General features: G+C 35.4%; 8 protein-coding genes. All 8 read right to left on the reverse strand.

Features of this window, described 5'->3' with window-relative positions:
- Positions 1-55: 55 nt before the first annotated feature.
- The 8 genes from ACB104_RS10480 to ACB104_RS10515 all read right to left on the reverse strand — a co-directional run bounded on the left by ACB104_RS10480 (position 56) and on the right by ACB104_RS10515 (position 12,988).
- Complete coding sequence (locus tag ACB104_RS10480; RefSeq protein WP_370478526.1) at positions 56-955, reverse strand: S1 family peptidase; 900 nt, start codon at positions 953-955, stop codon at positions 56-58.
- A 45-nt stretch (positions 956-1,000) separates the two neighbouring features.
- Positions 1,001-2,332: a thioredoxin family protein gene (locus ACB104_RS10485; protein WP_370478528.1), complete on the reverse strand. Its 1,332-nt coding sequence runs from the start codon at positions 2,330-2,332 to the stop codon at positions 1,001-1,003.
- Between the two features lie 25 nt (positions 2,333-2,357).
- Complete coding sequence (locus tag ACB104_RS10490) at positions 2,358-3,698, reverse strand: thioredoxin family protein (protein ID WP_370478529.1); 1,341 nt, start codon at positions 3,696-3,698, stop codon at positions 2,358-2,360.
- A gap of 18 nt (positions 3,699-3,716) precedes the next feature.
- Positions 3,717-5,066: a thioredoxin family protein gene (locus ACB104_RS10495; RefSeq protein ID WP_370478531.1), complete on the reverse strand. Its 1,350-nt coding sequence runs from the start codon at positions 5,064-5,066 to the stop codon at positions 3,717-3,719.
- A 141-nt stretch (positions 5,067-5,207) separates the two neighbouring features.
- On the reverse strand, positions 5,208-6,716 hold the full coding sequence (locus tag ACB104_RS10500) for a hypothetical protein (RefSeq protein WP_370478533.1): 1,509 nt from the start codon (positions 6,714-6,716) through the stop codon (positions 5,208-5,210).
- Between the two features lie 9 nt (positions 6,717-6,725).
- Positions 6,726-7,847 (reverse strand): hypothetical protein, encoded by a 1,122-nt coding sequence (locus tag ACB104_RS10505; protein WP_370478534.1) that lies wholly within the window; start codon positions 7,845-7,847, stop codon positions 6,726-6,728.
- A gap of 52 nt (positions 7,848-7,899) precedes the next feature.
- Complete coding sequence (locus ACB104_RS10510; RefSeq protein WP_370478536.1) at positions 7,900-9,336, reverse strand: RagB/SusD family nutrient uptake outer membrane protein; 1,437 nt, start codon at positions 9,334-9,336, stop codon at positions 7,900-7,902.
- A gap of 10 nt (positions 9,337-9,346) precedes the next feature.
- Complete coding sequence (locus tag ACB104_RS10515) at positions 9,347-12,988, reverse strand: SusC/RagA family TonB-linked outer membrane protein (RefSeq protein ID WP_370478538.1); 3,642 nt, start codon at positions 12,986-12,988, stop codon at positions 9,347-9,349.
- Between the last annotated feature and the right edge of the window lie 17 nt (positions 12,989-13,005).

Below are 13,005 nucleotides of genomic sequence, written 5' to 3' on the forward strand. Positions count from 1 at the left end.
CATATTTCTTTGGCTAAGCCGTTTACTTTTATTTTCTACAAATAATTTCAACTTTTTAATTGCCTTCCTTAATTAATTTTAAAAGACTGGAAGCAGGAATTGTAGCCTTCAATACCATTTGGGTTTTTGAATCATCATCGGAGTGTTGTAAGGTTTTAGTGTAAGTAACCGTTCCCATGACATTACCAAACTGGTCAATAATAGCAGCGCCACTTGATCCCGCTGCAAAATCGGCTGAAATAGCCATGAGATTTCTATATTTCCCAGCATTAATTTCACTGAATTTATCGGTAACCATGCCAGAAGAAAAGGTATAGTAATATTGCTTGGGATGACTTACAATAAATACTGGGTCGCCAATCTCCGCATCCTTCTTAACCACAGGTAGCGAAGGAAGCTTTACTCCTTTTGGATCAATTTTTAAAATGGCCAAATCATTGGATTTATCAGCACTTAGAATTTCCTTTACTGGAAAGATAGTCCCGTCCTTAAGCATAACAACTAATACATCTCTGGATGTTTTATTATACTTGGTAACGTAGCCATTTGCAACGTGGTAATTGGTAACGATTATTCCTTCCGAGTCTATGATATAACCTGATGCCGGATAAGTATGTATTCTTTTGCATTCTACACCCTGTTCGTTTACTTCACCACATCTTCCAGCGGAGGAAACTATCACTGTCCCTTCGGAAACACTAGCATAAATTTGTGCAGGGGTTAATTTTTTATTTTTAATTTTCGCGAAATTAACGTCTAAAGGACCATAGCCATCATCTTTAAATGTAGCTGCCATCTCATCTGCCGACACTACGTTACCAGAATCTATTAATTTTTCTGCCTTAGTCGACAATTTCACTTTATACTGCAAAATGTTGTTTTTAAACCTTTGTCCTTGGGCCAAAAATGAGGTTAGTATCACGAGTACAAAAAGTGATTTAATTATATTTTTCATAAAATGAATTTAAAGTTTTATTGAAATACATTTGATACAATTACCTTAAAGTAAAATATCTTCGCCAGTTTTCATTAAGTCTAAATCTCTTTTAATGGTTGAAAGCCTTTTCAAGCCTTCCTTTTCGCCTAAATAATAGGCTTCTTCCTTAAGCTCAATAGCTTGGTTTTTGTCACCAATCAAATAAAGAATATTGGCATAATTGCTTGTGTTTTCAGCTGAATTTGGACGAATATAATAGGCCACTTCCATCCAAGACAACACTTCCTTTTTCTCCGCTTCAGAATTTACGAAAGTCACATAATCTTTAACCATACTGTATATTTCCTCACTATTTCGCACCGAGTTTGGCCTTATTAATCTCAACGCTTCTGGGTCTCCGTCCGCTCTTTTTTCCAACCAGTCCAAATAAAAACTTCTAAGATATTCTTTATCAATAGCCTCAACATACTTTGCAATATCATCATGTACCAAGGCTTTATATTTCTCACCCTGTCCTGTTTCTAAATAATAGTAAGTATAAGTTCTTTTAATTTGGGATTCGTTCACCTTAAAACCACCGATTTCAGCATTTTTTATAGCTAGGTCTATAAACGTAGAGTCCCTTTTTTCAATGGCATAAGTTGTAGTTGTTTCAACCATTTTTCTTGGAATTTTTTGGTAGATTTCACGTACATCTTTCCTGACGTACTTTTTCCATGGTTTGGTTTTTATGTTTTCATTGATGATGCGCTCTGCCTCGCCACCAAAAATAATTTGGTTGTGATGATTGGCCAACAACATGACCATAGCTTTACTTGAATCTGGAACAGATTTTTGAATGCTTAAATAATGCTCGAGCACATCGGTATAGTTTTCTTCGGTTTTAACCTCGTATAACTTGTTTAAATATTTTAAGACCAGACTTTCATCATCTTGGTTTTTAGTGTAAAGCTCTGCCAAACGCCCCAAACTATTGGGGTCGCTTGCCGAAGTAACGGCTTTTTCCCCTTCTTCTAAAAACTCTTCGGCGGGCATTGCTCTGGAAAACCTATAAACCACCTCATCATTCGCATCAACAAACACATACCCAGGAAGTCCTGTTATGCCATACTTTTCTTTAAGCTCTGGACCTTTACCTTTTTCTATATCTAATTTATAAGACACAAAATGCTCATTAAAATAGGCACCTACCTCTTCTTCCTTGAAAACCGTTTTTGCCATTTTTTTACATGGGCCGCACCAATCTGCATAGCCATCTACAAACAGCACTTTGTTTTCTTTTTTTGCTTTATTGAAGGCTTGCTGAAAACTACCACTTTCAAAATTGATGCCTTGGGATGCACCAAAAAAAGGTAAAATAGCAAACCAAAACCCGATTATTATTCTCTGTAACATGCACTTATTTTTAATTTTTAACACTTTAAATTTCTTCTCCATTCTTCATTTGTTCCATCTCGTACTCCTTGTTTATAAACTTCTTATCAGACCTTGGCCAGTTTTTAACGGCTCTTTCCTTTAGTGCTATTGCTTTTTTGGACTTTCCTTGTTTATAGTATACTTCGGCCTTAAGATCGTTCATAAAACAGTTATCAGCCTTCAAATTATAACCGTATTCAATCCAACCATTCAAGGTTTTAAATTCCTTTTTCGAAGTGATACGTTCCAAATATCCCTTGCCCTTTTCATTCAACTCTTTAAGAATTTTATCGGCCTTCAAACCGGCTTTTGATGCCATTAACATTCGTTCTCGTTCTGGCGCAGGATCTTTATCGTAGGCTTTTTTATAGAGCTGGTAAGTTTGCTCATCTGCTTCATAAACCTTGGCAATTGTGTTTTCGCTAATTAAACTGGCAACATAACTTTCAGTTTGTGCCTTAAAGGAAATATTGTCTTTAATCATATTATAATACATTAATTGCGCCTCTACAATTTCTTCTTCTTTAACCTTTACCGCTGTATTATTTTTGTATGCTTCAATGTACCTTTTCATTAACTGGGGGTCAGTATTCCTCTCGGCCACTTTTTTAGTGTTGTAAATGATTTGCATTTTTAATCTAGGCAACATTTTACCCTCGAATGGGGAAGCGTTTTCAAGATATGTTGCAATATTTTCATCTAAAATTCGGTCTCCTTTTCCTCCAACAACAAAGTTTCTTGCATTGTCCATCACATACTTCATCATTTCCGGGCTGGCTTCGTCCATTTCTGTTTGCACACTTAACCAAGCGTCTATACCTTCACTTAAAGTTTGGCCATAAAGTTTCATTTCTTCTATGTACATCTTAAGAAATTGTTCGTCTTTTAGTCTATTTGGAAATTCTTTCTGAAGATTTTCTAAACTATTTGCACTGTTTAATGACGCTAGAGCTTTTTGCGCAGATGCAATAAACTCATCAGTTGGATTAAAAGCCGTATCCCTAAGAAGTACATTGCCATCTGTATCTAAATACATTAAAGTTGGATAACCCGTTACATTGTATTGTTTAGCAACAGCTTCACCCTCTTTTTCAGCATCTAATTTTAAACTAACAAAGCTTTTATTGTAAACCTCACCTACTTCTGGAAGCGGAAAAACAGTTTTGGCCATCTTTTTACATGGTCCACACCAAACGGTGTAAAAATCGATAAAAACCAGTTTATTTTCGTTTTTGGCCTTTGACAAGGCTTCATCCAAACTTATATGGTCAAACTCTATACCTTGTGAAAACCCTAAAAAGGGCAGTACCAGCAAGACTAAGAATACTTTTTTTTTATTAATCATGTGTTTTTAGGTTTGCCATTAAATTTCTTCACCTTTTTGCATTTGCTCTAGCTCATAAACCCTACTTGCCCTTTTTTTATCATACTCTGGCCAATTACCCACAGCCTGTTCCTTTAAGGCAATTGCCTTTTTTGCTTTTCCTTTTTGGTAATACATATCTGCCAAGAGGTTATCCATATAATAGGTACTTGAGCCGAATTGATAACCGTAATCTATCCAATTTTCAAGAGTTTTGTATTCGTTTTTGCTGTTGCTGTTGATTCGATGAAGGTAAGCACTGCCTTTGTCATGTATGTCTTTTACAATTCTACCACCCGTTATTCCATTTTTATAGGCTTCCCTTAAGCGCTCGGCATCTGGGGAATTGTTACCTTCAAGAGCTTTAATACGCTGTTGATAAGACTTTTCATCATCCGATTTAATTTCACCTACAACGTTGGCAATTATTAAACTGTCAATATATTGCTCTACAACATTTTTATAGGCTTTATCGTCTTTTATCATGGAATAATAAATCATTTTATACTCCAGAAGGTTGCCCTTTTTCTGAACCTGCTCTGGCAAGGTTTTAAAGCGTTCTATAAAAGCGAGCCATAACTCCGCGTTTTTGGTGTCGTACGCTAAATTTTTAGTGTTTTGAACGGTTAAAATTTTAAACCGCTCTAAATCCTTTTCTTCCTTTTGGGTGGCAATATCCATATACTCATCAAAATTGGCCAAAAGGATTTCTTCACCTTTGGAGTCCATTAAAATATAATTTTGATGTTTTAACAAGAATTCCATCATATCTACATCGTCCTCCTCAATTTCGGTTTGCACTTTTAACCAAGCATCAATGCCATAGGCGGGGTTTTGTCCGTATTCCAACATTTTATTGAAGTAGATTTTAAGGAAATCGGCATCGTTTTGTTTGTTGGGAAAATCGGCCTGCAAACGCTCCAAGCTATATTCGCTGTCAACAGATTTTAAGGCATCTTTCCCCAATTGAATAAAATCTTCAGCCGGTTTCATACCCGTTTCTTTATAGACCACATTTCCATCAGCATTTAAATACAAATATGTGGGGTAGCTTGTTACTTGATATTGCTTTGCGTCGGCCAGCCCTTCTTTTTCCGCATCCAATTTGATGTTTATATAACCTTGATTGTAAACCTCACCAACTTCCGGTAATGGAAATATTTTCTTTGCCATAGCCTTGCAGGGCCCACACCAAACGGTATAGAAATCAATAAAAACCAATTTATTCTCGGCTTTGGCTTTAGCAAGTGCCTCATCAAGTGAAATATGTTGAAACTCGATTCCCTGAGCCGACACATTTAACACTCCAAAAAAGACAATGGTGAATAGAAATAAAAGATGTTTTTTCATGTTTTTTAATAAATTCTGAATTAAGCCGGAAATGACTTTATACTATTAAGACGCAAAATTTCGACTTTGGAGTGACATGATAACAAAAAAGCTGCCATCTTTAAAGATAACAGCTTTGATTTAAAAAATATTCCTTTTCAATTAATCCAAATAGAAAAATGCGTACGACCTTGTATTACCTTGCGTTTGGAATGTACCTTCAGTATTAAAAGCTGTAATAAGGGTGATTTTTCCATCTTCATCGGTTTCATAAGTATAGGCTGGCTTGGTTAAATATGTATCTGAATAACTGGGATCGGTGTTCACAGTTTTCGTCATCATATATTTATTATACAGAATGTCTTGGAAAACAGTAAACATTACACTACTTACCGCGTCTGTAAACGGAGGTAATCCTTCGTTATATGTAGAAATAAGTACTGGGTCGTAATCCTCTCTGTGCTGTCTTCTCACGGTATTGCTAGACATATAACTATTTATTTGGAAATATTCTCCATATATATCCTCACCTAACCCAAAGGGATCACTATAATAAATATTGCTGACAATTGAGCTTCTGCGGAAAGACAATACTTTATTGGTGTCTCCATCATAAACAAACTCCGATGCCTCTTTACTTATGGCACTTTCACCAGTAATATTGCCATTTTCATCGTAATTAAAAACTTGGTAATCTATGTCAATTAGCTGTTTTGTGCCTTCAACATAATTAAAGTAAAAATAGCTTTTTCTATCAAAACCTCCGCTAGAATCGAAACTGGTATATATATATTTTGACACCATTCCTATGTCGTTATATTCAAATTCAGCCTGATAAACAACTCCGGAAGCAAAGTTTATAGCAAATTTTATTAATTCCTGATTTTCGTTATATGTAGGAATGATCTCTGTTTGGGTACTTGTTGAAACACCCGTATTTGTATAGATAATTTTGGTTGGTTTAGCAATTGAAGTGCTTTTACGGACATGAACTATAGTTGTAGATTCTTGCCCAACATTATCTGTGATAATAATTTCAATAGGATAGGACTGGCCTTCTTCTAAGTTACCCAAAAATACTATAGCAGCTATATCCAATTCTGATACTTCTTCACCCGCCACAGCTTGGTAGTTATAATATTCCACACCTTCGAAAACTACTCTAATCGTTTCAATAGTATTCAACCCTGTTGAAACCAACCCCTTAACTGTATAGGCAGGTGCTGCCACAGCCACATTATTACCCCCAACTAGTTTTATTTCAGGAAAGGAAAAGCCTTTAACAGAAATTCTAATACCTTGGTTAAAACTGCGGCCATCTTGGTCAATTACCTTGATGATATAATTTAAAACAGAATCTTTTACTATTTCCCTTAAATCAACTAAATAATCAAAATCAAAATTTGCTTGACCATTATAGTCGTTTATGGTTTCCAATTCCTCATAATCCAAGCCATCCAATAAAAGGATTTCTTTTACCTTATTGGGTACTTTCATTGCCGTATGTATATTATAATAATCTGCCGTATCGCGCCTTACTTCCACCCGCTGGTCGGTAATTTCAAAACCTGGATCTGGAAATATGGGATCTTCCTCACATGCTTGAAACATTAAAAGCCCAAACGTTCCAAACAATAACATAAATAATAAGTTCTTTTTCACGGTTTTCATTTTTTTATGTTAAGCATTTAACACTTCCAAATCAGGATTGACCAATAGCATATCTACACCCCATTCTGTAAATAGATCCAATAATAATTTCATGTTATCTTGAATGTTCTGCGGATATGCTAAAATTTCATCACTACTTCCATGGATCATCTCATTTAAGTAACTACGTATATCTGTTTCTTTATCTGCTACAAATTCGTCATCTGGTGCTATGGCATCACGATGTGTAATACGACCTGCAACGCCAAGGTAGTTACCATCTTCATCGTAATTTTGAAAAATAGTGCCTATGCCAGATTCGTAAAAGTTTTTTGAATCGATGAAGCCTTTTGCAAAAAACCAATCTTTGTCAATGACAAAAACTAATTTTTCGTCAGCAATATTCATTTCATCTCTAAATATGGCTTCCATTTCGTTACCATAATATTCATTTTTATTGGCATGAAAGCTTTCTGGAATTAAATCGTAAAGATTGTGCATACCCATTATTCTAGAAAAAAGGATATAAAAATTATCTTTTGAAAATTCAACTATTTTAGCCTCGGTAGATGTAATATCATTAATATCTCCAGAAAAAACAATGGCATTGTCGTTATAAACAGTACGCAATTGACCAGTATTATCATCCGAATATCTTGATGTCGATTCTGTGACGACAGAACCAGCTTCTCCAGGTAAATTTCCAGGAAAATAGATAGAATGACTTACAATAATTTTATAAGGCATTAAACCAGAAATGAAACTATTTGCTTTAAAAAATTTAAAAATATTTTCATCAAACAACTTGACAACACTGTCTTTATATTGTTTATAGGTTTCTATATTATCTGGCAAAGTAGCTGTGCTACTATCTTCAAAAAGGGTGCTTATCTCTGGAATTTCAGCATCATCCCACCTGGATGCAGTTGCATCAGAACCAGCTACATAAGCTATGTCAAGGTTTTTATCGTATTCAAATAACACTCCCATATTTAGGTCTTTATACCATTGTGCTACCATAGGATTGGATAAATCTATTTGGGTAGCAACTCGATCCTCATCTTTGTTGGTTGCTGCAGCATACTCGTCTGTTTCACAAGCTGTAATTGCGAAAACAAATAGCAACAAATATTTTATAACATTATTTTTCATGCGTTCATTTTTTTAATGGGCAATGTTCATACTTATTGTAGTTAAGAATTCATTAATCCTCTAGTACAGGTATTTTCACATAACGCTCATTATTATAAATAAGCGGATTGTTCTCCCTTTCATCTAACGGAATGGGCAATGTATAATTAATATCGTTTGATAGTAACGTATAAATTTCTGTTCCTAATTTAGATCCATCATCTTCAATTAGTGTAAATCTATGCTCAATTTCGGGTCTGTTTTCCATACGTCGTAAATCGAACCATCTGTGATGGTCTTCAAAGCAAAATTCTTTTCGGCGCTCGTTCAATACATAGCCTAAAATCTCACTGTCATCACTTGGGTAAACGATATTTGAAACATTTGAATAACGATAAGCATGCAATGTTTTTACATCGTTTAAAGCATTATTGTATTCTCCTTTTTGCGCGTATGCCTCTGCCCTATTAAGGTAAGCTTCTGCCACCCTAAAATTGGCAAACCCTAACTCTGAAAATAATCCCAGTTCATATTTTTTGGTTCGATAAGTTATGTTCCCCGATATATCTGAAACAGGCAAAAAGAACGCATCTTTTCTAATATCAGCATCATCATATAAATTCACCAATTCTGTATTTACAAAATAGGATAACGACCGTAAATTAGTTCCGCTACTATACAACCTAAATAGAGGGCTTGTTCCGTAATAAGAGTATAAAACCTCGCTATTGCTTTCTGAAATTAGCGGCGAATTTGCAGATAGTTTACTTAAACTTTTTACATTAATAACCTCATTAGCATACCGAATAACTTCATCCCATTTTTTTTGATATAATTTAACTCGGGACATTAGCAAGTTACATGTTGCAACACTGGGATGCCAAATAGATTTTTCCGAGCCACTATTGGTAATTAAATCGATTGCCAATAACAAATCCTCCTCTATAGAAGTATAACCTGCTTCAACGGTATCTCTATTATAGGTTGCTTCTACACCGATATCCTTTCTTAAAGGCACGCCCAAATCGACACCAGAGGAAGTTTCATTGTATGGTTGTCCGTATAAATTAAGTAGGTTAAAGTAACTTAAAGCTCGAACAAAGTAAGCTTCTCCTTTTATATATGAAATGTCTTCAGGAGCACCAATAGCTTCATCAATAAGCTCAATAACATAGTTTGCAATAGCTATGTCTTCATACATCCGTCCCCAAGATCGATTTATAGAAGTTATTTCGTTACCATCTTCATCTATTTCAATTTCTTGTTGCCAAGTATAAGTCGTTTTGTTAGCAAACTTATCTGAAGTAAGCGCTTTACTGTCTTCTACTATATTGTCTGTCATATAGTCGATATCTCTAAAGATGGGATAGTCAAAATTAAATTCGTTAAGCAACAAGGCAGCAAAGTGGTCCGTCTTTTCAGGCACTAATTTATCTTGACTAACTTCATCCAAAAAATCACTGCATCCCAAAAGTGGCAGAAGCAATAGTATGTACATAAATCTTTTCATATCCCTTTTTTTAGAAACTCATATTTACACTTAAACTGTAGGTTGGTAATGTAGGCATACCAATACCTGAAACCTGCTCTGGGTCTTGCCCTTTTAAATCTTTATCGAAAGCAATAAAACCCAAGTTACTTCCTTGCAAACCAATATTCATAAACTTAATTCCAGTCGGGGCTAAAATATCCTCAGGTACATTATACGATAGAGTTAACGATTGAAAACGGATATGGTCTGCACTAACAATTCTTGCATCACTTCTGTCGTATACCCCCCATGCATTAGTAGCCCTGCTTGAAAATATATAATCGTTATTAGTAGCATAAATAAAATCCAACCCATCAGCTTGTGCTGCTGTATCGGTAAAAGTCTGATTATAGTTTGATAGACCAGGAATGTTGGTTATAAGTTCATCACCAGCCTGCCTCCATCTGTTATTAAAGGCTGCATGCATATTTTCGTAAGGCAATGGTAAGTTTTGGTTACCGTTATACAAACTCAATAATCTTGTTTTGTAACCTAGCTTATAGGTATAGTTAGCTGAAAGGTTGAAATTACCGGCACGCATTTGTATTCCAAAACCACCATAATATAAAGGCACTCTACTACCTTGATATTTTAATACGGCCTGAAGTTGTTGGTTTGGGGTTGCTCCCTCCATGACCAAATTTTTAAATGTTGGCAAGCCATTTTCGTTTAGCCCATCAAACTGATAAGCGAAGAAACCATTGGTTGGAAAACCTGTTCTGTAAATAGTACCATTTAAATAATCACCCACGGTTAAACCACTTAAATCTACACCTTCTTCAAAACCTTCTAACACACGGTCTTTACTGTAAGAGAAATTAAAGTTTGTACTTAAACCGAAATCTTCCTTTTTAAGCAATACTGCTCTAAGCGACAACTCGTAGTTACTTACGTCTTTACTACCTGAATTATATAGTTGGGTGCTTGAACCATTAACTAACGATATGGGTCGTATTTGCAATAAATCGACACTTTTTGAGTATGAAAAATCTAAGGCACCACTTAAACGACCGTCAAAAAAACTATAATTAAGGCCAATATCGGTAGTTGTTGTTTTTTCCCAACGTAAATTTGCATTAGGAAATTCACTTAATCGGGCAGTATTTTCCGGGTAATAGGCCACATTATTCCTTCCATAATCTGAAATAATTAAATACGGACTCGCATTTGGCATACTACCTCTTACGCCATAAGATGCTCTTAAAGCCAATTCGTTGACGGCGCTAGAATTATCCATGAAACCTTCGTTATGAATATTCCAACGGCCAGAAACAGAGTAGGTCGGTTTAAATTTATATCGCTCATATTGCCCAAAAGTATTGGACCCATCGCTTCGCATGTTAAAGTTTAACACATATCGCCCATCATAAACATAATTAAATATCCCAAAGAAAGACATGCTGTTTGCTACCCTATCAGTAATTGTTGGATATACATTAAGCCCTCCATCTTCTGTTAACCAATTAATCATGTTGTCGTAATCATAAGCTTCAAAATTTAAAATCGGCTGACCGTTGTCATTTGTCGTGCTTCCAACGTCAGGCAGTGCAATAAAGCCCCTACCTTGGTAATGGTTATATCCTGGCACGGTAAAACCAGTTGCCCCCCAATAATTAACAGAACGGGCCTCTTGCGCCAAATTAATGTTAAAGGTGTGTCTATTAATATTTAAATTATAGTTTAATTGATTGGTGATAGAGTATGTATCCTGACTTACCATACCACCATTATAAACACCACCAAATGGTAACGAACTATTCAAATCAACGCGTCTTTCTATTAACTCTTCAAAAGCATCATAAGTACGAAGGTTTGCAACATAATAGGTGTCTTCTGTAATCCACTCTTCAGTTAGGTTTGTGGTGTTTCTATAGCTCACCTGACTGTTAAACCTGAAATTCTTTAAAAATTTCCAGTTTATGGAAGCGGCAATGGTTAACTCTTTGTTAGTGATATTTCTTTCGGAATTATCCATTTCATTTAAAACATTATAACCCGCATAAGTAAGTTCACCACCAAACGAACCAATGCTCTGACTTTGCATGAAGTAACTACCATCTTGATTATAAATTGGGATTGTTCTACTTGCATAATATGCTGTGTTAAATAGGTTAACAGAACCATGGTTATACGTTGCATCTTGAACCGAGCCGTTAATCCTGAATGACAATTTTAAATTATCCCTTAAATCTAAATCTAAGTTTGAACGTGCTGTAATACGTGATAAATCAACATTTTGTTCCGCACCTTGCTGGTCGTCGTAACCTAAAGAAAAGTAGTATTTCGCATTTTCGCTGCCGCCTGAAGCACTTACAGAATGTCTTTGCGTAAACGAATTACGATATAACGCATCAAACCAATCGCTATTCAAGGTTTCCAAATAACTTACCTGATTTTGGAATTCTTGGAAAGTATAGGTACCATCCCATAAATTCAATAAAGCACCTTCATAGCCAATACGGTCTATATTTTCATAAGACTGACTATAACCTAAATTCTTTTCATACATTTCTCGAGATACGTCAATACGTTCTTGAGAGTTCATTAAGTTTAAATCTGAATACTGCGGTGCCTGTGAAAAACTTAAACCAGTAGAATATGTTAATTGCGGCCTTCCTTGTTTACCGCGTTTAGTTGTTATTACAATAACTCCGTTTGCAGCGCGTGTACCATAAATAGCTGTCGCTGATGCGTCTTTTAAAATATCTATTTTTGCTATATCGGTTGGGTTAATACCCGTTAAGGCGTTACCAATTAAGTTTACATTATCGAAACTATTAATTTCACTAGCCGATAAAGGCACGGGGTCTTCGTAAATCACACCATCTACTACCCAAAGCGGGCTTTGGTTTCCTGTAAATGTACTACCTCCTCGCACTCTTATTTTAGCTGCAGCACCTGGTGTTGAACTTAAGTTAGTAATAGATAGGCCCGTTGCCTTACCCTCTAACATTTTATCTACACTTATTGCACCTACGATATTTAAATCTTCAGCCTCTACGGATGAAACAGAGCTAGTCAACTCGGTTTTATCAATTTTGGTGTACCCTGTACTGATCACAACCTCATCTAAACCTTCAACTTCAACTTCCAATTTAATATTGAGTTCGGTTGACTCTGTTACTGTAATTTCCTGAGTTTTATAACCTAAGTAAGAAAAAATTAAAATAGCTTTATTTCCAGGAAGTTTAAAAGTAAAATTGCCATCAAAATCTGTAGTTGTACCTAACCTACTACCTTTAAGAACTACATTTACCCCAGGAATGGGTTCGTTGTTCACTGCATCAACCACGCTACCTGTAACAACCAAAGTTTGGGTTTCAACAACCTTACCATCTTCTACTATAACCACAACACCGTCAACTAATTTATAGGATAAATTGGTTCCGGCCAGAACTTCATCCAACAAATCTTTTACGGTGACCCTTTCCTTGTTTACAGAGATTTTATCCAGTTCGGCTATTTTTTCATCATTGAAAAAAAAACTATAATCCGTTTGTTGCCTGATAACTTCAAACAACTCTGAAAAGCTCACATTGGTTAAATTTATTTTTACAAATTTAGATTGAGAATACGCTTTTGCATTAAAACTTAGCATAGCGGTCATCATAAAAATAATAGACAATCTCATATTTATTTTATTCTTAT

The organism is Tamlana flava (assembly GCF_041287255.1).
GTDB lineage: Bacteria > Bacteroidota > Bacteroidia > Flavobacteriales > Flavobacteriaceae > Tamlana > Tamlana flava.

Bases quoted from the DNA above. Each gene is read 5' to 3' on its own strand.
- ACB104_RS10480 (WP_370478526.1), bottom strand. From the start codon at position 955: ATGAAAAATATAATTAAATCACTTTTTGTACTCGTGATACTAACCTCA.
- ACB104_RS10485 (WP_370478528.1), bottom strand. From the start codon at position 2,332: ATGTTACAGAGAATAATAATCGGGTTTTGGTTTGCTATTTTACCTTTT.
- ACB104_RS10490 (WP_370478529.1), bottom strand. From the start codon at position 3,698: ATGATTAATAAAAAAAAAGTATTCTTAGTCTTGCTGGTACTGCCCTTT.
- ACB104_RS10495 (WP_370478531.1), bottom strand. From the start codon at position 5,066: ATGAAAAAACATCTTTTATTTCTATTCACCATTGTCTTTTTTGGAGTG.
- ACB104_RS10500 (WP_370478533.1), bottom strand. From the start codon at position 6,716: ATGAAAACCGTGAAAAAGAACTTATTATTTATGTTATTGTTTGGAACG.
- ACB104_RS10505 (WP_370478534.1), bottom strand. From the start codon at position 7,847: ATGAAAAATAATGTTATAAAATATTTGTTGCTATTTGTTTTCGCAATT.
- ACB104_RS10510 (WP_370478536.1), bottom strand. From the start codon at position 9,336: ATGAAAAGATTTATGTACATACTATTGCTTCTGCCACTTTTGGGATGC.
- ACB104_RS10515 (WP_370478538.1), bottom strand. From the start codon at position 12,988: ATGAGATTGTCTATTATTTTTATGATGACCGCTATGCTAAGTTTTAAT.